At 71.4% G+C, this 20,050-nt stretch carries 15 protein-coding genes; 6 read left to right on the forward strand and 9 right to left on the reverse strand.

The features are described 5' to 3' along the window. Positions 1-39 precede the first annotated feature (39 nt). Together ISF28_RS00575 and ISF28_RS00580 are read left to right on the forward strand one after the other, a co-directional pair. Positions 40-2,133, forward strand: coding sequence for an SPFH domain-containing protein (locus ISF28_RS00575; protein WP_198115208.1), 2,094 nt, complete (start codon positions 40-42; stop codon positions 2,131-2,133). Next, positions 2,130-4,346, forward strand: a complete 2,217-nt coding sequence (locus ISF28_RS00580) for a bifunctional serine/threonine-protein kinase/formylglycine-generating enzyme family protein (RefSeq protein ID WP_307727410.1) — start codon at positions 2,130-2,132, stop codon at positions 4,344-4,346. The genes ISF28_RS00575 and ISF28_RS00580 overlap by 4 nt, the downstream gene beginning before the upstream one ends. Positions 4,347-4,566: 220 nt before the next feature. On the opposite strand, the gene ISF28_RS00585 is transcribed toward ISF28_RS00580, so the two are convergent. The 3 genes from ISF28_RS00585 to ISF28_RS00595 form a co-directional block, all read right to left on the reverse strand. Next, positions 4,567-6,048, reverse strand: a complete 1,482-nt coding sequence (locus tag ISF28_RS00585; protein ID WP_198115209.1) for an FHA domain-containing protein — start codon at positions 6,046-6,048, stop codon at positions 4,567-4,569. A gap of 131 nt (positions 6,049-6,179) precedes the next feature. Beyond that, on the reverse strand, positions 6,180-7,169 hold the full coding sequence (locus tag ISF28_RS00590; protein WP_229518783.1) for a PP2C family protein-serine/threonine phosphatase: 990 nt from the start codon (positions 7,167-7,169) through the stop codon (positions 6,180-6,182). Between the two features lie 41 nt (positions 7,170-7,210). Next, positions 7,211-8,458: an MFS transporter gene (locus tag ISF28_RS00595; RefSeq protein ID WP_198115210.1), complete on the reverse strand. Its 1,248-nt coding sequence runs from the start codon at positions 8,456-8,458 to the stop codon at positions 7,211-7,213. 122 nt (positions 8,459-8,580) lie between these two features. On the opposite strand from ISF28_RS00595, the gene ISF28_RS00600 reads away from it, so the two are divergent. Further along, positions 8,581-9,036 carry a GNAT family N-acetyltransferase gene (locus tag ISF28_RS00600; RefSeq protein ID WP_229518784.1) on the forward strand — a complete coding sequence of 152 codons (456 nt, stop codon included), beginning with the start codon at positions 8,581-8,583 and terminating at the stop codon, positions 9,034-9,036. Here ISF28_RS00600 and ISF28_RS00605 read toward each other — a convergent pair. The 5 genes from ISF28_RS00605 to ISF28_RS00625 all read right to left on the reverse strand — a co-directional run bounded on the left by ISF28_RS00605 (position 9,010) and on the right by ISF28_RS00625 (position 15,000). Further along, positions 9,010-9,465, reverse strand: a complete 456-nt coding sequence (locus ISF28_RS00605; RefSeq protein WP_198115212.1) for an SH3 domain-containing protein — start codon at positions 9,463-9,465, stop codon at positions 9,010-9,012. The genes ISF28_RS00600 and ISF28_RS00605 overlap by 27 nt on opposite strands. Positions 9,466-9,472: 7 nt before the next feature. Continuing rightward, the gene (locus tag ISF28_RS00610) at positions 9,473-11,053 is read right to left on the reverse strand and encodes a hypothetical protein (RefSeq protein ID WP_198115213.1); all 1,581 of its coding nucleotides are present in this window, start codon (positions 11,051-11,053) and stop codon (positions 9,473-9,475) included. After that, positions 11,023-13,380, reverse strand: coding sequence for an FtsW/RodA/SpoVE family cell cycle protein (locus ISF28_RS00615; RefSeq protein ID WP_229518785.1), 2,358 nt, complete (start codon positions 13,378-13,380; stop codon positions 11,023-11,025). Before ISF28_RS00615 ends, ISF28_RS00610 begins: the two co-directional genes overlap by 31 nt. Continuing rightward, positions 13,377-14,336, reverse strand: a complete 960-nt coding sequence (locus ISF28_RS00620) for a protein kinase domain-containing protein (protein ID WP_370663362.1) — start codon at positions 14,334-14,336, stop codon at positions 13,377-13,379. Before ISF28_RS00620 ends, ISF28_RS00615 begins: the two co-directional genes overlap by 4 nt. Before the next feature lie 169 nt (positions 14,337-14,505). Continuing rightward, a complete protein-coding gene (locus ISF28_RS00625; RefSeq protein WP_198115214.1) occupies positions 14,506-15,000 on the reverse strand; it encodes a glycine zipper domain-containing protein in 495 nt (164 codons plus the stop codon). Positions 15,001-15,216: 216 nt separating this feature from the next. Here ISF28_RS00625 and ISF28_RS00630 point away from each other — a divergent pair, with 216 nt between their 5' ends. Continuing rightward, positions 15,217-16,359 carry a metallophosphoesterase gene (locus ISF28_RS00630; protein WP_198115215.1) on the forward strand — a complete coding sequence of 381 codons (1,143 nt, stop codon included), beginning with the start codon at positions 15,217-15,219 and terminating at the stop codon, positions 16,357-16,359. A gap of 102 nt (positions 16,360-16,461) precedes the next feature. Beyond that, positions 16,462-17,913, forward strand: coding sequence for a M20/M25/M40 family metallo-hydrolase (locus tag ISF28_RS00635; RefSeq protein WP_198115216.1), 1,452 nt, complete (start codon positions 16,462-16,464; stop codon positions 17,911-17,913). Between the two features lie 159 nt (positions 17,914-18,072). Here the strand turns inward: ISF28_RS00635 and ISF28_RS00640 are convergent, their stop codons facing one another. Further along, positions 18,073-18,417 (reverse strand): Lcl C-terminal domain-containing protein, encoded by a 345-nt coding sequence (locus tag ISF28_RS00640; RefSeq protein ID WP_229518786.1) that lies wholly within the window; start codon positions 18,415-18,417, stop codon positions 18,073-18,075. A gap of 375 nt (positions 18,418-18,792) precedes the next feature. Between ISF28_RS00640 and ISF28_RS00645 the strand changes: the two genes are divergently transcribed. After that, on the forward strand, positions 18,793-19,956 hold the full coding sequence (locus tag ISF28_RS00645; RefSeq protein ID WP_229518787.1) for a right-handed parallel beta-helix repeat-containing protein: 1,164 nt from the start codon (positions 18,793-18,795) through the stop codon (positions 19,954-19,956). Positions 19,957-20,050 lie beyond the last annotated feature (94 nt).

The raw sequence follows: 20,050 nt of genomic DNA on the forward strand, positions 1-20,050 counted from the left end.
GTAGGCTGTCCGCGTGGCGGCACAGGAAAGGAGTCGACGATGTTGCGGATGTTCGGATTGGGCGGCGCGAAATGCCCGCGCTGCGCGAAGGCGCAAGGCGCGGCCGACGGTTATTGCGCCGGTTGCGGGCTGATGCTCGGCACGCCGCGCCATGCGCCCGTGCTGGTCGAGAACCGCTGGGTGCCGGGCCCCGACGAACTGGCCGTGTTCTTCGGCGTGCGCGCGCTGTCCGGCGTGTTCGTCAAGACCCTGCGCGTGCCGGCGACGGCCCGTGCCTACATCCTGCAGGGAGAAAACGCCACCGAAGTGCCGCAGGGCGAGTACGAGATCGAAGGCTTCTTCACCCGCCTGAACCACCTGTTGCGCGACCAGCATGCGGAAATCCTCGTCACGAGGAGCAGCGCGCTGCCCGTCGATTTCGAACTGGAAGGTCTCGCCAGCGCGGAGCACCTGGAGGTGACGGCGCGGCTGGCGCTGTCCGTGCGCATCGAGAACGTGCCCGCGTTCGCGCGCCATTTCATGACGATGCCCGGCACGGTGAAGAGCGATCACCTGCGCGAACTGTTGCAGCAGCCGGTGCGCCAGCTGGCGGCCGAATTCGTCGCCGCGCGTTCGCTGCGCGAGATGGCCGGCCAGCGCGAATTGCGGCCGGAACTCGACCAGCACCTGCAGGGCGGCCTCGCGGCCTTGCTGGCCGATGTCGGCCTCGCCATCGTGCGCGTGGAGACGCTGGCCCTGCGCCACGACCGCTTCGACGCCAACCGCGCCCGTATCGGCAGCCTGTGGCTCGCGGTGGACGAGCAGCGAGTGAAGGTCGAGCATGCGCGCCAGCTGGACGAGCTGTACACGGACGACGAATGGCGCCGCATCGCGCGCGAGGAAAGCGCGGCGCGCCTGGCGCACCGGCGCGCCGAACTGCGCCAAGGCGCGAGCCTCGAGCGGGCCGAGATGACGTTGCAGAACGCCGAGCGCGCGCAGGCGATCCGCGCCCGCGAGATCGAGCTGTACGGCCGCATCGTCGAAGCCAAGTCGCGCAAGCAGGCCATCGAACGGGGCGCGCAGGATCTCGTCGCCGAACTCGAACACGAACTGGCGCACAAGCGCGGCGCGCGCGCCGACCAGGAAACGGAATGGGCGCACCTGCGCGAGCTGGCGGCCGTGCGCATGCGCGAGGAAGTGGCGCTGGCAAGGCAGGACGCGGCGCAGGCCCGCACGGTCGCGGCCCAGCGTTTTACGCATCAACTGTTGCAGCAGCAGATCCGCAACAAGATCGAGCAGGCGCGCGGCATCGAGGACGCGGCCCGCCAGCGCGCGGAACTGGCGCGCCTGCACGCGGCCGAGGAAGACGCGGCGCGGCGCGCCCGCGACATCGAGGCGGAAGACCACGCCGGCCGCCTGCGCCTGCTGGAATTGGCCAACGCGGCGCGCCGCCGCGGCGCGGAGCGTGCGCTGGAATGGGACGACGCGCAAGGCGCGGCCCGGCTGCGCGCGGCCGAGCGGGTGGAATCCGTCGACGCGGAACAGGTCCGCCAGCGCGTGGAAGCGCTGCGCCGCGAAGGCAGCGGCGCCGACGCGCTGGCCCAGCACGAGAAGCTGCTGCGCACGATCGCGGCCGACGCGGCCCTGCAGGACGTGACATTGGACGGCGAGCGTGCGCGCGCCGCGCTGCAGGCCGACGCCTTGAACGCCGAGCGCGCGCACGAATTGCGCCGCATGGAGACGATGGGCGCCGTCGACGACGCGACCAAGCTGGCGCTGGCCGCGAGCCCCAACGCGGCTCTGCTGGCGGACGTGCTCAAGGCGCGCACGCAGGCCGGCATGAGCGCGGAGCAGCTGGCGGCGCAGGCGTCGGTGTCGCCGCAGGAAGCAATGCGGCTGGCGGAGGAACACGTCGCGCGCGAACGGGAACGGCGCGACGCGGAACAGGAACGCGAACGGCGCCACCAACTGGAGCTGCTGGCGCTGCAGAACGACGTCAACAAGGCGGCCCTGGCCACGCAGGCGCAGCTGGGCACGGGCCTGGTCGCGGGCGCGGCGGCGCTGGCGCAGGGCCAGGCGTGCCGGCACGCGGACGCCCAGGCCGGCGACCGTTTCTGCGGCCGCTGCGGCGCACCGCTGCCGGCACGGGGATGATGCAGTCGGCGATCGACAAGCTGCGCGAACTGCGCGCGCTGCACGAAGACGGCCTGTTGAGCCGCCAGGAGTTCGACAGCCGCAAGAACGCGATCCTGGACGCGGCCTATCCGGCCGACGCGCCCGCGCTCGCCGACGGGCCTGCGCGGGCCGGCACGGAGATCGGCCTGATGGCCACGCAGGAAATGGGGCCCGCGCACCGGCGCTACCGCCTGGAGCGCCTGATCGCGCAGGGCGGCATGGGCGAGGTGTGGCAGGCGACCGACCTGGCCACGCACGCGGAACTGGGCCACAGCGCCCAGGTCGCGTTGAAGATCCTGCCGCCGAGTCTCACGGAAAACTCGCTGCACGCCAAGCTCCTGATCGAGGAAGCGGCGCGCGCGCGCCAGCTGGCGCACCAGCATATCGTGCGCGTCTACGACTGGGCGCAGGACCCGGCCACGGGCAGCTATTTCATCATCATGGAATGCCTGGACGGCGAGGACCTCGACGCCCTGCTGGCGCGCGAGGGCCGGCTCGGCCTCGCGCGCGCGCTGGACCTGCTCGCGCCGGTGGCCGATGCGCTCGACTACGCGTGGGAGCGACACGGCCTCGTCCACCGCGACATCAAGCCGGCCAACGTCTTTCTGGCGCGCGGCGGCGACGTCAAGCTGCTCGACTTCGGCATCGCGGCGCGCGCCCGGGCCGGCGGTCTCGCGCTGGAGGCGCCGGCCGGTTCGGGCACGGCCGGCTACCGCGCGCCCGAAGCGGGCAGCGCCGGGGGCGTGCCGGCGCGCGCGCTGGACGTGCATGCGGTCGCGGCGATGCTGCATCGAATGGTGACGGGCGCGCTGCCGGGCGGCGACGCCGCGCGCCCCGAGGGCTTGAACGACGCCCAGTGGCAGGTGCTGCAATCGGGCTGCGCGCGCGACCCGGCGGCGCGTCCCGCCAGCGTGACCGAACTGCTCGCGCGGCTGCGCGCGGCGGACGGTCCCAGCGCGGACGAGCTGCGTGCCCGCGCCGAGGCCGACGCGGCCCGCGCGCGCGCCGAGCAGGCCGCGCAGGCCGCACGCGACGTCGCCGCGCGCAAGCTGGCAGAGGCGCGCGCGCAGGCGGAAGCGGCGGCCAAGGCCCAGCTGGACCGCCAGCGCCGCGAACAGGAGCGGGCGGCGAAGGCGTCCGCGGAACAGGCGCGCGCGGCGCGCAAGGACGCGTTGCGCCAGCAATTGCTGGAACGGCGCGCGGCCGAAGCGGAAAAGGCCAGGCTGGAACGCGAGGAGGCGCAGCGCAAGCTCGCGCAGGCCAAGGCGGCCGCCATCTACCTCGCCGAGCAGAAGCGCGCCCGGCTCGAAGAGGCGGCGCGCGCGCAAGCCATGCTCGAGCAGCTGCTGCCCACGCCCGCGAGTCCCGTGGCCGATACGGAAGGCGTGCTGCGCGACCGTTTCGAGGACGGCGACACCAAGGGTCCGGAACTGGTGCTGCTACCGACGGGCCGCTTCCAGATGGGCTCCCCGGAGCACGAGCGCAAGACCGCGATGGACGCGGGTTCGCAGCCGGGCTGGCTGGCGCGCGAACTGCCGCAGCACTGGGTCGGCATCGACAAGCCGATCGCGATGGGCCGCTATCCCGTCACGGTGGGCGAATGGCGGCTGTTCGTCGCGAGCACGGGCTGGCGCCCGAGCGGGGAAGTCGACTGGGACGCGCCGGGCTTCGCGCAGACCGACCGCCATCCCGTCGTCGGCGTGAACTGGTTCGACGCGATCCGCTACGTGCGCTGGCTGTCCGAGGTCACGGGCAAGTCGTACCGGCTGCCCAGCGAAGCCGAGTGGGAATACGCGTGCCGGGCCGGGACGAAGACGGCGTTCTCGTTCGGCGACACCATCTCGACGGACCAGGCCAACTACGACGGCAATTTCACGTACAACGGCGGCGCGCGCGGCGTGTACCGGCGCGGGACGACGCCGGTCGGCATGTTCGCCGCCAATCCCTGGGGCCTGTTCGACATGCACGGCAACGTGTGGGAATGGGTGCAGGACGTCGTCCACGACAATTACGACGGCGCGCCGCTGGACGGCAGCGCGTGGGAAGCGGGCGGCGACCAGGCCCGCCGCATCCTGCGCGGCGGCTCGTGGCTGTACAACCCGCGCTACCTGCGTGCGGCGCTGCGCAACGGGTTTTCGGCCGCGCTGTCGAACGACATCGTCGGCTTTCGCGTCGTGCGCGACCTGATGTGACGGGCCGAGCACGATACGCAGCAGCAACTTCAGCGCAGTGACATAATGGAACGGCACGCGGGCGCTGCCGGCCGTGCCGTCCGCGTCCTTGCAATCGAGGAGGTTGCCATGCGCATTCCCAAGGACATTCAAATCCCCTTCGTCGTGCTGTCGCTGGAAGCCGTGCTGCTGACCGGCGCCGCGCTGATTTTCCTCGTGCTGCGACCCGGTTGAGCGGAGGTCACGCGCCCAGCAGGCGGGCGGCCGCGCGGCGGCGGTCCGCGGTGCGTTCGGCCTGGTCTTCCGGACGGGCGCTGCACGCGAAGCGCACGCGGCCCGTGAACCGGGCGAGGCGTTCCAGCACGGTGGCGGGCCCCAGCGCCGTGTCCTGGCCGGTGCCGGGGTCGCGGTGCCAGAAACCGCCGTCGCGGTGGAACAGCACCGGCATGCCCGCCGCGCGGGGCAAGGCGCCGCCGCCGGCTTCCGGTTCGGCGTCCGGCGCGCACAGCACGAAGCATTCGGCGGCACCGCCGGCGTCCACGCGGTGCAGGGTCAGCGCGTGCCCGTGCAGCGCGGTGACGACGAACGTCACGACGCCGCGGATGCTGGCCGTCAGCTCGATGCGCATGCCGAGCCTGAGCGGCACCGGCACGTGCTTGCCGGGCCAGACGCCGTCCAGCAGCAGGCCGTAGCGCGACACGTCCTCGATCTCGAAGCCGCCGCGCGCGGGCCGGACGACGGCGTGGCGCGCGGACAGGCGGCGCGTGAGGCCGTCCCGTTCCGGACCGTGTTCGCCGTAGTGTTCGAGCAGCAGGTCGGCCTCGGCGCCGGCGGATTCGCAGCGGCCCAGCACGCACTCGTCCAGCGCGAACAGCCGCACGTGGCGCTGCGCGCCCGCATCCGGTTCCGCGTACACGAGGCAGGCGGCGCTCGCCGGGCACGGATGGGCCGCACGTTCGGCCGGCAAGTCGATTTCGATCAGGTCCTCGTCCCACGCGATCGTCGGCAGGGCGACGGCCACCTTGCCGCCCGCGTCCGCGCCGAGGTGCAGCTGGGCGATGGAGGCGTTGCGGGCCTGGATGTCGATGTCCAGCGCGCCGCCGCCGGACAGGCCGTGCACGCGGGCGATGCCGGCGTCGTCGGCGCTGATGCGCACGTTCTTGTGTGTGGCGAGGAAGGTCTGGTGGATCTCGCCCAGCGACGCGTCCGGGCGCGGCACGAGCAGCACGAGCGTCGCCACCCACGTGCGCGCGGCGGCCGGCAGGGCGGCGTCGCGCGCGTGGATTTCCAGGTCGATGCGGTACTGGCCGTGTTCGCGGCCGCGCGACGAGAATTCCACGAACACGGGACGCCAGTCGCCGCGCAGGCTGCGCGTGAATTGCAGGCGGCCGGCGCCGCCCGGCAGCAGTTGCGATTCCAGTAACACGGTCAGCTGCGGGGGCACGTCGTCCGGCATGCCGCGCAAGTCCAGCTTGATGGCCTGGCGTCCGCCGGCCGCGCGCGGGTCGAAGCCGCTCACGTGCAGGTGCGGACGGGCTGCGGGCGTGGGCGCCGGGCGGATGGCCGCCGCGCCCTCGGCGCGCGCCCGTTGCAACAGGTCGAAGCTGGAGCCGAGCAGGTCCACCGCGCCCGCCGGCTGGCGGTGGCCGTGCGCGCACACCGTCTCGCCGGGGGCGACCCAGACGGTGCAATGCGGGTGGTCGGGACTGCTGCAACGCTTCATGGGCGGTTATCGGCTCGGCGGTTGGATGGGCGGACGGCGCGCGGGCACAGCTTACGCGATTGTAGCCGAGCGCGGCGCCCGCGATTCATTGTTGAGCAAGACTTTTTTCCAAAATGCATCATTTGCAACGGTCAGGAACCCGGCAGCGCCGTCTCGTCGCGTAGCCGGTCGGGGCCGGGGACGCGCACGAGGATCGCGCTGACGTTGTCCGGGTAAAAGAACGCGGCCGGATGCGCGTCGTAGGCGGCCAGCAGGGCGTGCAGCATCGTGGCCGCGTCGGGCTCGCCCGCCAGCAACTGCGGCCACTGGCCCACCCAGCCGCACGGGTCGGAGCACGACCACAGGCCGTCCGTCGCCAGCAGGTACGTGCCGCCGGCGCGCAGCGCGAGCGGACGGCGGTCGGCCAGGCCGCACAGCCAGGCCGGCAGGTTCAACGGCGACAATTCGAACAGCGGGTCGTTCAGCCGCGACGGATCGGCGAACGCGTTCCCGAGCAGGAAGGCTTGCGCCACCTGCGGGCGGTGTTCGCCGTGCACCTGCTGCCACCAGTCTGCCTCGCCCAGCACGCCGGCCATCGCATAGGCGGTGGCGGGCACGTGGTCGACAGTCAGCGGCGTCGCCCGCGCCGGCGTGATGTCGTACAGGCGCGAATCGCCCACGTGGTACAGCAGCGGCGCCTCGTCCGCGCGCAGTTCCAGCAAGGTGAGCGTGGTGCCGGGGCGCGGGCCCGGTGCGTCGGCGAAATGGCGCTGCAGGTCGGCGTGCAGGGCGTCCAGGCGGCGCGCCAGCTCGGCCCCGGTGGCGCACGGCGGCAGCGCGAGCAGGCCGGCGACGACGGCTTCCGCCGCCTCCCGCCCGTGGCCGTGGCCGCCCATCCCGTCCAGCACCGCGAGCCGGGCGTGGCCGCGACGCCAGCCGGCCAGGCGCCGGCGCTGCACGGCCTGGTCCTGCAGCCAGGCCGCGTTGCCGTCCGCGTCGATCAGCAGCAGATTGTCCTGGTTTTCCGCGCGCAGGCGCGGGCCGGCGCCCAGGCGCGAGCAGGCGGCGACGTCGAGGGCGCCGAAGCGCATCCCGGCGATCCAGGCGCCGGGGTCGGAAACGGGAGGGGGCGAGTTCGGCATCTTCGTACTCTAACCGGAAATGCCGAAACGCCAAGCGCCGATTAGATGGGGTTTTTATGCCTACCCGTGAGTAATACGGCCGCGTTCACGAGCACGCAGGCGCCGGCCGCCGCCATCGCGCAGCGCACGCCGCACGCATCCGCGATCCGGCCCCAGAACAGGCTGCCCGCCGTGTAGCCGCCCGCCATCACGACGAGGTAGATCGCGAGCGTCCGGGCGCGCACCTCCGCGGGGAACGACAGCTGGGCCGTGGCGTTCAGGGTCGACACGACGGCCGACCAGGCCATGCCGCCGCACACGATCAGCGGGACCAGGCGGGACAAGGTGTGCAGGAACGGCATCGCGGCGAGCATCGCGCCGTACACGACGAGCGCGCCGGCCAGGATGTTGGTCTTGTCGATGCGCGCGCGGAGCGCGGGCAGGCAGAACGCGGCGATGACGGCGCCGCCGCCCAGGCTGCCCATCAGGGTGCCGAACACGCTGGCGTCCATGCGCAGCACGTCGCGCACGAACACGGGCAACAGCCCGGCGAACGCGATGGTGGCGAAGAACACGGTCGCCACGTTGCGCAGGATGCGGCGGTAGCGCGGGCAGCCGAACGCCGTGCGTACGCCTTCGCCCAGGCGCGCGCCGTAGCCCGCGCAGGGTTTCACGTGCGTGCGGTCGTCGCGCCACCAGGCGCGGTAGATCGCGAGCAGGCCCACGAACGAGATCGCGTTGAGGAGGAACAGCGGGCCGGGACCGATCCACTTGAACAGGACGCCGCCCAGCGCCGGCCCGAGGATCGCGGCCGTGTTGTACGACAGGTTGTTGAGGGTCGCCGCCGCCTCGACTTCGTCCGGCTCCACGAGCCCGGACATCGCCGCCTGCCACGCCGGCCACATGAACGCGGACCCGCAGCCGATGCAGAACAGCACCGCCAGCACGGCGGCATGGGGCGCGTGGCCGCTCGTCACCAGCGCGGCCAGCGCGCACGCGCAGCCGGCCATGAACAGATTGCAGAAAAACAGGAATTTCGGGCGGTGCACGGCATCGGCGACGACGCCGGCGAACAGCGCGAACAGGAAGATCGGGATGTACGTCGACGTCTGCACGAGCGTCGTCGTGGATGCGGAATGCGAACTGGAGGCGATCAGCCAGGCCGACGCGAACGTCTGGATCCACGTGCCGAGGTTCGAGACCAGGTTGGCGCACCACAGATGCCGGTAGCGCGCATGGCGCAGCGGTTGCGTCAGCGGGACCCGGCGCCGGGCCGGCGCGGCCGCCGGGGTGAAGGTGGATGTCGTCATCGACCCAGTCTACGGGCGCGGCCCGGCCGGGTCAACGCGGCAGCAACAAGGTTTGCGTGGTTTTCCCAACGTGACGTTTCGACAAGCCGCTGTGCTATCGTATCGCCATGCCGATACGCCCGATGGAACACGCCGACATCCCGGCCGCCGCCGCCGTGCTGCGCCGCGCCGCCGAAACCTTCTTCCTGCACGAATCCGCGCCGGAGGACGCCGCAGCCTTCCTCGCCCAGCACGACGCCGCGGGCCTGCGCCGCAACCTGGACGCCGGCTTCGTCTACCACGCGGCCATCGAGGACGGCGTGCTGGCCGGCTTCGTCGGCGTGCGCGGCGGCACGCACGTGTTCCACCTGTTCGTCGATGCCGCGTACCAGCGGCGCGGCATCGCGCAGGCGTTGTGGGAGGCCGCGCGCGCGCAAGCCCTCGTGCCCGGACACCCGGGCGTCTTTACCGTGAACGCATCGAATTTCGCCGTGCCGTTCTATGCGTCGCTCGGCTTCGAGCGCACGGCGCCCATGCAGGCCGACAAGGTGCCCTATAACCCGATGCGCCTGTCAATGCCGCTCGTCGGTGCGGCGTAGCCACAGGCTGCTCGCCCAGCCTTCGACCGCGCCGCCGCCGACGCGCACGCGCCACCAGTCCCCGTCCGTCGCACCCGTCGCCGTGACGATCGTGCCCGCCGCCAGCACGCGCATGCGGGCGGCGCGCACGCCGCGGTCCTCGCGCAGGTTCAGGTCGTCGACGACGCGGTAGCGCGCGCCGGGGGCGGGGCCGATGGTGGCCACCGCCGCCGTCCGGACGGCGGCCGCCGCGGTCGCCGCCGCCGGCGCGGGCGGCAGCAGGGCGGAGAACAGCAGGCCGAACGCCAGCGTGCCGCCGCCCAGCACGCCCAGCGCCCGCAGATTGGGCCGGCGCCACCAGGCGCGCGGCGTGCACCACGCGGCCAGCACGAGCGTGAGCGCGAACGCGACGCACCAGCGGAGCCACGGTGCGATGTCGGCGAAGTCCATGCGTGCCTCAGGCGTCGAAGCGCAGCACGTAATGGCCCGCGACGAGATGGTGTCCCACCGGCAGGCGGTACGGCTGCTCCGGCGTCGCCGCGTCGATCGCCGCCACGAAGTCCAGGTGCTCGTCCAGGTGGTACAAGGCCTGCGTGGGCGACAGCCGGGCGATCAGCCAGGCGTCGGGCGCCGCTTCGAAGCTGAACGCGTCGCGCGAGAGCCCCAGGCGGTCGGCGCTGGACGGCGGCGTGCCGGTCGCGTTGCGCAGGAAGCGCGGCGAATCCAGCACGCGCAAGGCCGCCAGCATGGGCGCGCCCCGTCCGAACGTGAAGCGCGCGCCGCTCGCCACCGGCAGCGCCGGCGGCTGCGGCAGCATGAGCAGGGCGCAATAGCGGTCGGCCAGCGCGGGAGCGCAGGCGGCCAGTTCCAGGCGCGTGCCGTCGACGGGACTGAAGCTGGCCGGCACCGCGATCCGCTCGCGGCCGGCCGGTGTGATGGCCCGCAGTGCGTCGTGTTCGTCCACGGCGAAGCCGATGACGGCGTCCGCCGCCTGCGCCGACGGGACGAAGGCGCGGTTCAGGCCGACCTCCAGCACTTGCGCGCCCGTCTCGCGGTAGCGCGACAGCCGCGGCAGCGCGAGTGCCGCGAGGGCCACGCGCCGGCGTGGGACCGGGGCGTAGGTCGCATCCGGCGCCGCCTCGGCCGGCTGCACCGATGGGGTGCGCGCGAGCGGCACGGCCGTCAGTTCCGGGTCGGGCGCGCGCGGCTTCCAGACGGCGGGACGGGCGGACGGCGAAGCGCCGGCCGCGCGCGCGGCGGCGGGCGCGACGACGGGGGCCGGCGGCCGCGCGGTGCCCGGCATGCGCTGGGGCGTCACGCGCAGCAGCAGGCGCAGCGCGGCGCCGGTGGCGTCGACGGCGCCGCGGCGCGACTTGATCGTCCAGTAGCCGGCGGCCGCGTCCCAGCTGCAGTCGAAGGCGTCCTTCGGGCGCACCTGCACTTCCAGCGGCGCGTCCGGGCCGTCGTTGATGACGAGGACCGCGCCGTCCGCGCCGAACGGCCAGCCCGGCGCGGCGTAGGTCGCGTCGTTCTCGTCGTGTCCGATCAACGTCAGTCTCTGGTTCGGGTAGATGGGGCAGACGGTCTTCCACACGGCGCTGTCGCGCGACACGCTGACCGTGTACTGCACGGTTTCACCCGGCGCGGGCAGGTAGACGGCGTGGCCGAACTTGACCTCGACTTCGCCCGGCTCCAGGCGGTCGGCGCCGATGACGTGGTAGCGGACGTCGTCGCCCTGCAGCAGGTCGCCGAAATCCTTCTGGTGCAGCGCCGCCAGGCCTTGCGCGAGGTCGCGCACGCGGGCGCCGCGCGTGAGGTGGCGGTCGTCGTCGACCTCTTCCTGCGGCAGCATCAGCGTGATGTGCGAAAAGCAGCGCACGGGGGCGCGCCCGCGCTGCTCGCGCGGCGTGCGTTCCAGCAGGTCGCGCAGCAGCGGGCGGCGCGCGAACAGCGCCATTCGGGGCGCCTGCCAGATCGCGTGGGCGTCGAAGACGTCGTTGATCTTGCCTAGGGCTTCATGTTGGACGTAGACCGGCATGATTCGTTCTCCTCTAAATCTAAAGATTGGCTGCTGGCGGCAGCGGCACCTAGCAGGGGGCAGATGAAAAACAGCAGGTGCGAGCCGCCCGCCGACAAAAAGCTCATCGGCTGGCCCATCACCGGGAAGATCGCGAGATTCGTGCCCCACGAGAGCAGGAAGTGGCCGAATGCGAACGCGGCGCCGCCGGCCAGGAAAAAGCAGCGCAGGCGCGCGAGCCACGCGACGCGGAAGTCGCGCGCCCGTGCCCCCGCCAGCCAGCAGCGCGCGGCCAGGTGCAGCAGCGCGGCGAGGAACGTGGCCTGCAGCAGCCACAGGCCGACGGCCGCCGCCAGGCCGTGGCGCTGCAGGAAGAACGACGCCGCGAAGTCGTCCTGCACGGCCGGGATGCGCAGCGCGAAGCCGGGATCGAGCCCCAGTTGCGCCACGCCGAACAGGCCGTCGGCGCCGCGCCAGCCGCCTTGCGCGATGGCGCGCGCGCCCATCAGCAATTGCTGGCCGGTGTGCGGGTGGGTACCCGGGTCGAGCCAGACGAGGAAGCGGTCCGCATAAAAATCCCAGCGCGCGATGCCGTCCGCGCCGGCGCCGCGCAGCAGCGCCACGGCCAGCACGGCGCACACGCCCACGCCCGCGAGCGCGCACGCGGCGCCGCGCCGGCCCGTGGCCAGCGCCTGCGCCAGCATCATCGTGCCGGCCCACAGTGCCAGCAGCACGAGCGGCGAATAATCGTCGACCTGCACGAGGGCCACCCCGAGCAGCAGCATGAACAGCAGCGCGGGCGCCGCGAGCCGCAGGCCGCGGCGCCACGCGCCGCCCGGCGACGGACCCTCGGCGCACGCGAGCGCCAGGCAGTGGGCGGACAGGGCGGCCAGCGCGAACTTGGCGAATTCCACGGGCTGCAGGTCGAACACGCCCGTCTCGTCGCCGTACGCCACTTGCAGCAGCAGCGCGACGAGTGCGGCGCCGGTCAAGAGCAGCAGCGCCAGTTCGATGCGGGCCTGGGCCAGCGGGCGCGCCGGCCGCGCGAGGTGCGCCAGTGCGACGGCGCCGGTGCCCAGCGCCAGCAGGGCCGCCGTCTTGTGGAAGTCGCGCAGCCAGGCGGTGTCCGGCGCGCCCAGGCCCAGGTCGAGCTGCGTCAGCAAGCCGACGGCCAGCAGCGGCAGCGCCACCGCGAGCGCGGGATCGAGGCGGCGCGGGGCCGCCAGCGCGAACGCCAGCGCGGCCCAGGCGACGAGCAGCCCGATGCCCGCGCCGCCCGGCGCGCCGGTGCGCTGTAGCCAGAACAGGACGATGCCGGCGCCGGCCAGCAGCAGTGCGCCGCCGGCCGCCGCGCCCGCCCGCAGGCGCGTCCCCGCGCGCGCGGAGAAGGCCGCCGCGAGGGCGCCCGCGCCGGCAAGGACGAGGATGGCCAGCAGCGGCGCCGTCGCCCGGTCCGGCAGATCCCACGGCGCGCGCCGGGCCCACGTCCACGCGACGCCCGGCGGCAGATGCAGCGCCGTGTCCGGGTACAGCGCGACGTGAGCGGCGGGGCGCAGGTGCAGGACGTCGCCGTTCGTCGCGAGCAGCAGGCGGGTGCGGCCCGCGACGAGGGTCTGGCCGCCGTCGAGCCGGAGCGGGCGGCCCGCCAGCAAGGCGTCGCGGCCGTCCTCGGCCAGCAACAGCGGCACGCCCGGCGCGGCGGCGAGAACGAGGCCGTCGCGCCCCTGGCCGCGCGCGATGGTGGCGGCGGGCGCCGGCAGGCCGGCGACGGCGATGCGGTTGCCGCAATCGAGGTTGCCGCCGAAGACGAGCGGACGGGCGACGGCGAGCATGCCGGGCGCGATCCGGTTCCACAGGGCGGCCAGGCGCGTGCCGACGCGCGCGTCCGGACACGCCGGCTGCGGCCTGCCGTCGCGGCGCAGCAGGGCGCCGTCGTAGCGCCAGGCCGTCGCGCCGCTGGAAAACGCGACGGTGCGGGCATCGGCCGCATCGACGCCCGCGCGCAGGGCGCCGACCTGGAAGCGCTGGCCCGGCGCCAGCACGACGCTGCCGGCGCGGCGCCGGCGCGCGCCATCCTGGACGAGCAGCGGCGCGCCGGTGCCGTCGTCGGCCGCCCACCAGCTGCCGTCGGCGGCGCGGCCAAGGCGGAGATGGCCGCCGTCCCTGGGCGGCGCGCCGAGCGCCGCGTGGTCGAGATCGAGCGCCGCGCCCCGGGCCAGCACGATGGCGACCCGCGCCGGCATCCACGCGGCCGGCGCGCGCAGCAGCGCGATCATCTGCAGGGTGCACAGGGCGGCGAGCAGGATGGCGGCGGCAAAGCGCACCGTGACGTGCGGCGCGCGCATCATGCGGCGCTCCGGAAGAGGACGGGGGCGCGGTCCAGGTCTCGTGCCGCGCGCGCGATCAGGCGGCTGACTTCCAGCGCGTGGCGCGGACGGTGTTCCGGACGGGGCGCCAGCAGGGACCGCAGCAGGACCAGCAAACCGTCGTGGTCGCGCGCGGGCACGCGCCCGAGGAACAGCGCGGCCTCGTCGGGCGCGAGGATCGCGGGCATGGGCCGCAAGGCGGCGGCGCCCGCGGGGCCGTGGGTGCGGTAGGCGTCGGCGCAGGCGGCGCAATAGCGCAGCGGCACGGCGGTGACGATGGTGTAGAGCAGGGCGCCCAGTGCGAAATAATCGCTGCGCGCGTCGGTGCGGTAGCGGCCGGCGTCGTCGGGGAAAAATTGTTCCGGCGCTTGCCAGGCGGCGGTGCCCGCGTAGGAATGGGCCGTGCTGTTCGCCAGCTGCCGGTTCGTGCCGAAATCCGCGAGTTTCAGCGCGCCCGCGCGCGCGTCGATGAGCAGGTTGGCGGGTTTCAGGTCGAGATAGCGCCAGCCGTATTGATGGACTTTCGCGAGCGCTCCGTTGACCTGGGCCGTCCACGCCAGCGCTTGGCCGACGTCCGGGCCCGCGCCGCGGCTGCGCAGCGTCGCCAGGTGGGCGGCGAGGTCGCCGTCGAGCAATTCGAGCGCCAGCGCGGGCAGGCCGTCGTGGTCGCCGCTGTCGAGCAGGCGCACGATGTGGCGCTGGTCCCACGGCTGCAGGCCGCGCAGGAAGGCGATCTCGGCATCGAAGCTGGCGCGCCACAGCGCGCGCTGCGGCGGCAGGGCCTGGTCCATCTGCGCGCGGTTGACGAGTTTCACGGCCGCCGGTGTACCGTCCAGCACGGATGCGGCGCGCCAGACCTCGCCGTAGCTGGAGCTGTTCAACCGGGCCTGCAGACGCCACGCGCCCGCGGTCAATGTGATGATGTCGCCTGCTTCCACTGGTCCTCCCGTGCGGCGGATGCCGCTCGAGGAGGCTTAGCGGGGGGAGGGGAAAAGGCGGCCTCCGAAACCCGGCGTCGCTTCGCTACTGCGCGGGCAATAAAAAACCGCGCACGGGGCGCGGCTCTTCGTTCCCGCGCACGGGGCGCGGTTTCTTTTCGTCCGGCGATCAGCGGCGCCAGCCGCGGTCGTGGTCCTCGCCACGGTCACGGTCCCAACCGCGGTCGCGATCCCAGCCGCGGTGCCAGCCGCGATCGTGGTCGTGGTAGCGGCCCCGTTCGACAACGACGACGTCCGGGCGCGCATCGTAATAATAGCGCTGCGGTTCGACGTAGACGGTGCGCGGCTCCACGTACACGGGCCGCTGCTCGACGTACACGGGGCGGGACTGGACGTAGGTCGGTGCCGATTGGTAATAGCCGCCCGAGTAGGCGTAGCCGCGGTTGCGGTAGTAATAGTCGTCGTTCGAGCGGACGGAATTGCCGACCGCGGCGCCGATGACGCCGCCGACGAGTGCACCGTTGCGTCCGCCCACGCTGCCGCCGATGGCGGCGCCGGCCAATGCGCCCACGACCGTGTTCACACCCCGATCGTCAGCCATCGCCGTGGAGGAAACGGCAGCTGCGGCCAGGAGCATGGCACCAATGCATTTTTTCTTCAACATGGCTTGTTCCTTGCGCCTCAACGGGGATCGGGATGATCGCGACTACGCCAGGCATGCAGGCATCATAGATCGGGTGCCGGGCGCTGCCACCAGTTCATACAGATTATTACATCTGCTGCACGGTCGGTAACATTGGTTACAGGAACCCGTTTTCGGCCCTTGCAGTCGGCACAGTCTGCCCCATTTAAGAGGGGTTATCGACTGCCCGGATCCACCATGGCGCGCCGACGTTCTTTCGTTTCCATTGTTGCCATCCTGCTGTTGTTGCACGGCTATATCGGCGTGCGGCTGCTGCCTGCGATGGGGGCCGGTCCCGTCGGGATGCTGGCGGGGGCGGTGCTGCTCGCCGTGCTGGCCGCGCTCGTGCGGATCGGCCTCGTGGCGCCGAGCCTGCGTCGCACGCGCTGGTCCGAACCGCTCATGTGGGCCGGGCTGCTGGCCATGGGTTTCTTTTCTTCGCTGTTCGTATTGACGCTCGCGCGCGACGTCGTGCTGCTGGCCCTGGCGCTCGGCGGCGCGGGCGGGCCGGCGTTCACGCACGACAGCGCCGCCGCCGTGCCCCTGCTGGCGCTGGCCGTCACGTTCATCGGCTTCATCAACGCCCGCCGCGTGGCGCGCGTCGTCAAGGTCGAGGTGCCGATCGACGGCTTGCCCGAAGACTTGCACGGCTATTCGATCGCCCAGATTTCCGACATCCACGTGGGCCCAACCATCCGCCGGCCGTATCTGAACGCCATCGTCACGAAGGTCAATGCGCTCAAGCCGGACGCCATCGCCATCACGGGCGACCTCGTGGATGGCACCGTGCAACGCCTGGCCCTGCACACGGAACCGCTGGCGCGCCTGTCCGCGCCGGACGGCGCGTTCTTTGTCACGGGCAACCACGAATACTATTCCGGCGTGGAACCGTGGTTGGCCGAGGTGCGCCGCCTGGGCCTGCGCGTGTTGATGAACGAGCACGTGATCCGGCGCCGGGGCAGCGCCAAGGTGATGATCGCCGGCGTCACCGACTACACGGCGCAGCAATTCGACCCCCTGCACAAGAGCGACCCGCACCAGGCCGCCGCCGGCGCGCCGGACGACGTCGCCGTGCGCATCCTGCTCGCGCACCAGCCGCGCAGCGCGCCGGCCGCGGCGGACGCGGGCTTCGATCTGCAATTGTCCGGCCACACGCACGGCGGCCAGTTTTTTCCGTGGAATCTGTTCGTCCCGCTGCAGCAACCGTTCGTCGCCGGCCTGAACCGCGTGCGCTCGCTGTGGGTGTACACGAGCCGCGGCACCGGCTACTGGGGACCGCCCAAGCGCTTCGGCGCGCCGTCCGAAATCACGCTCGTGCGCCTCGTGCCCGGCCGCGCTTGACGGCCCCCGTATCGGCGAAATATATGTACGACAATATATTTCCACAAACACAGACGGATGCGTTATCGTTCTGGTTTTTTCATCGACCAAAGGACTGCACGCATGAACCGCCGCCTCCGTCTTCCCGCCTTGAGTCTGATCGCCTCTGCCTGCCTGCTGGGCGGCGCGGCGACTGCCGCCAATCCAGGCAATGATCCGGCCGCGCTCGCCAAGGTGCGCGATACGGCGATGCAGAGCGATTACGCCTACCAGCGGCTGGAGGACTTGACGGACCTCGTCGGCCCGCGCCTGTCGGGTTCGCCCGGTGCCGCCGCCGCCGTCACCCAGGTCGCCGACGCGTTGCGCAAGCTGGGCGCCAAGGTCACGCTGCAGCCGGTCAAGGTGCCGCACTGGGTGCGCGGCGAGGAGACGGCGGCGCTCGTCGACTACCATGGCCGGCCGGCCGGCATCACGCAAAAGATCGTGCTGACGGCGCTGGGCGGATCGGGCGCGACGCCGGCCGCCGGCATCACGGCGCCCGTGATCATCGTGCGCTCCTTCGAGGAGCTCAAGGCGCGCGCGGCCGAGGTCAAGGGTCGCATCGTGCTGTTCGACGTGCCGTTCGACCAGCACATGGCGGACCGCGGCCTGGCGGGCACGGCGTACGGCCAGGCCGTCGCGTTCCGCGGGGCCGGCCCGCGCATGGCGGCCGAGATGGGCGCCGTGGCCGCGCTCGTGCGCGCCGTCGGCGGCGCCGCCTACCGCATCCCGCACACGGGCTTGACGCTCCTGAAGGACGGCGCCCGCATCCCGGCGGCGGCCGTCACGATCGAGGATGCGCTGCTGATCGACCGCCTGTCCAAGCGCGGCCCCGTGACGATGCACCTGACCTTGACGCCGCAGATCCTGCCGGACGCGGACAGCTTCAACGTGATCGCCGATTGGCCGGGCACGGACAAGGCCGACGAGATCGTGCTCGTGTCGGGCCACCTGGATTCCTGGGACCTCGCCACCGGCGCCAACGACGACGGGTCCGGCGTCGTCACCGCGATGGAAGTGATCGACACGCTGCGCAAGCTGGGCTACCATGCGCGCCGCACGATCCGCGTGGTCGCCTGGATGAACGAGGAGAACGGCGGCCGCGGCGGGCATACCTATGACGCCGTCAACAAGAAGGTCGCCGACAAGCATTTTGCCGCGTACGAGGACGACGGCGGTTCCGGCCGTCCGTTCGGCCTGCACGCGGGCATCAGCCTGGCCGGCGAGAAGCTGCTGGCGCCGCTGCAGGCGGCCTTGACGCCGATCGGCGCGGGCGCGTTCCGCCGCGAGGACGTCGTCGGTTCGGGCGACCTGCACGACCTGGAAGATTCCGGCGTGCCGAGCTTCGAGCCGTGGATCGATTCCGCCAACTATTTTAATTATCACCATACCCCCGCCGATACCTTCGATAAGGTGGACCCGGACAACCTGCGCCGCCACGCCGCCGTGATGGCGACGACGGCCTGGTTCCTGGCCAATCTGGACCAGCCGATCGGCCGCGCCAACGTCGCGACCGAAGCGAAGTCCGCCAAGTAATACGCTGTCGACGCGCGTGACGGGGCCGCCCGTCACGCCAGGCAGTGTCGTCCGACGTGGCAGTCCGTCACGCCGGACCCGCGGCGGCCGGACGCGACGTCCGCCGCCGGGTTCCTGTTGCCTTCCCTTGCCGCGCCGACCCGCCGGGGTGCCCGCGCCTTATCCGGCGTCGATGCGCCGGATCGCACGCGCGTGGCCGCGGAACGGCCGGCCGTACACGGTCTGGATGCCGCTGGCAAAGTTCTGGCCCCAGACCAGTTGCGGCCGCGTGTCGTGCGGCTCGTTCGACCAGTACCACACGCGATCGAAGCGCTCGCGCAGGTTGGCGAACAGCAGCGCGAGTTCGCGCCGCGTCGGCAGCTCGCCGTCTTGCGCGGCCGCCCACTCGCGCGCGGCCGGCCAGCTGACGTCGGACGCTTCGTCCGGCAGCAGCACCAGATGGTAGTCGGACTCGCCGTTCTTGCCGAGTATCAGGCCGGCATAGGCTTCGCCTTCCTTCAACATTTCTTGGATCCTCAGGTAATCACCCATTGCGCAACCCTTTCGTCATGTTTCATGTCTTGCGGTCTCGTATGACCATCGATCGCCGCGCTTGGTTGCGACGTGCGATACGACCTAGGTCATGACGACGTGCGCGGTAGTCGTTCTCAGCGCTTTCTCCGAGCTTGGGATATGGCAATTGTTAAATACGCGCCGCCCCATACGCCCGTCTTTCACGCCAAAAGTTTGCAATTGCAAGTCTGTAAGTCGTTGATTCCTTGATGAAATATTGTTTAGTAATTCGTTATTTTGGGAAATTTATTTTAAAAAAGATTGAACTTAGGCAGTTTCCTAGCCTCAAAGGGTTACCTTCACTCACTTGATGTTAGGAATCTCCAGATGAAAAAACGCGCTACCTTTGCTTCGAACGTTCGTCTCAACACCCTGCTGTGCTGCAGTGCCGCGGTTCTCCTGGCCGCAGGCGGCAACGCCCTGGCAATGACCACGCCGGCCACCACTTATAACTATTATGTGTCGCCGACCGGTTCGGACTCGGCGGCCGGCACGAAGGCCGCGCCGTTCAAGACCCTGGCCCGCGCGGCCAAGTCCGCCACCCGCCCGGGCACGACCGTCTGGGTCGCGCCGGGCACCTACGCCGGCGGCATCAAGACGACGGCCAGCGGCACGAGCTCGGCCCGCATCTACTGGGTGTCGACGACGAAGTGGGGCGCGAAGATCGTTCCGCCGTCCTACTCCTACAACAACAACGCGTGGGACAACCGCGGCAACTACGTGAGCATCATCGGCTTTACCGTCGACGGCACGTACTCGCACAGCGGCACGAAGTGGACGCACGGCATCTACACGGGCGGTTCGTACGGCATGATCGCCGAGAACCACATCCACCACATCGCGAAGTCCGTGACCTGCACGAGCGCCGGCGGTTCGGCGATCGGCGTGGACAGCTATTACCACGGCGTGATGACGGACGTGATCAGCAACGTCGTCCACGACATCGGTCCGGCCGGTTGCCGGTACGTCCAGGGCATCTATTTCAGCACGTCGGGTTCGATCAAGAACAACCTCGTGTACCGCGTGGGCGCGGTGGCGATCCACCTGTGGCACGACGCGAACCACGTGACCATCACCAACAACACGGCGACCTCGTCGACCTTCGGCATGGTGGTCGGCGGCGGCAATTTCTATTACACGACGGCCGGCGCGAACTACATCTTTGTTGCGAACAACATCGTGTACGACAACGTCTACGGCATCTCGGAACAGGGTGTTACGGGCAAGCAGAATGTCTACAAGAACAACCTCGTCTACAAGAACTCGACGTACAACATCTCGCTGCGCAATGGTCTCGTGGCCACGGCGACGGTCAGCTCGGATCCCCTGCTCAAGGCTTACTCGCGCACGGCGACGACGCCCGACTTCCACCTGACCAGCAGCTCGCCGGCAATCGGCCGCGGCACCGCGACGAATGCCTACCCGACCGACCTGGACGGCAAGCCCCGTAACTGGTCGACGGGTTTCGACATCGGAGCCTACCAGCACTGATTCCGCCTTCCTCACTGTAGTCCCGGTCCGGCTTGCCGGACCACCCGCGCCCGCGGCGGCCTGCCGCGGGTTCGCTTCCCAGTGTTGCGCCTGC

It is taken from the genome of Massilia rhizosphaerae (genome assembly GCF_016093545.1).
GTDB lineage: Bacteria > Pseudomonadota > Gammaproteobacteria > Burkholderiales > Burkholderiaceae_D > Telluria > Telluria rhizosphaerae.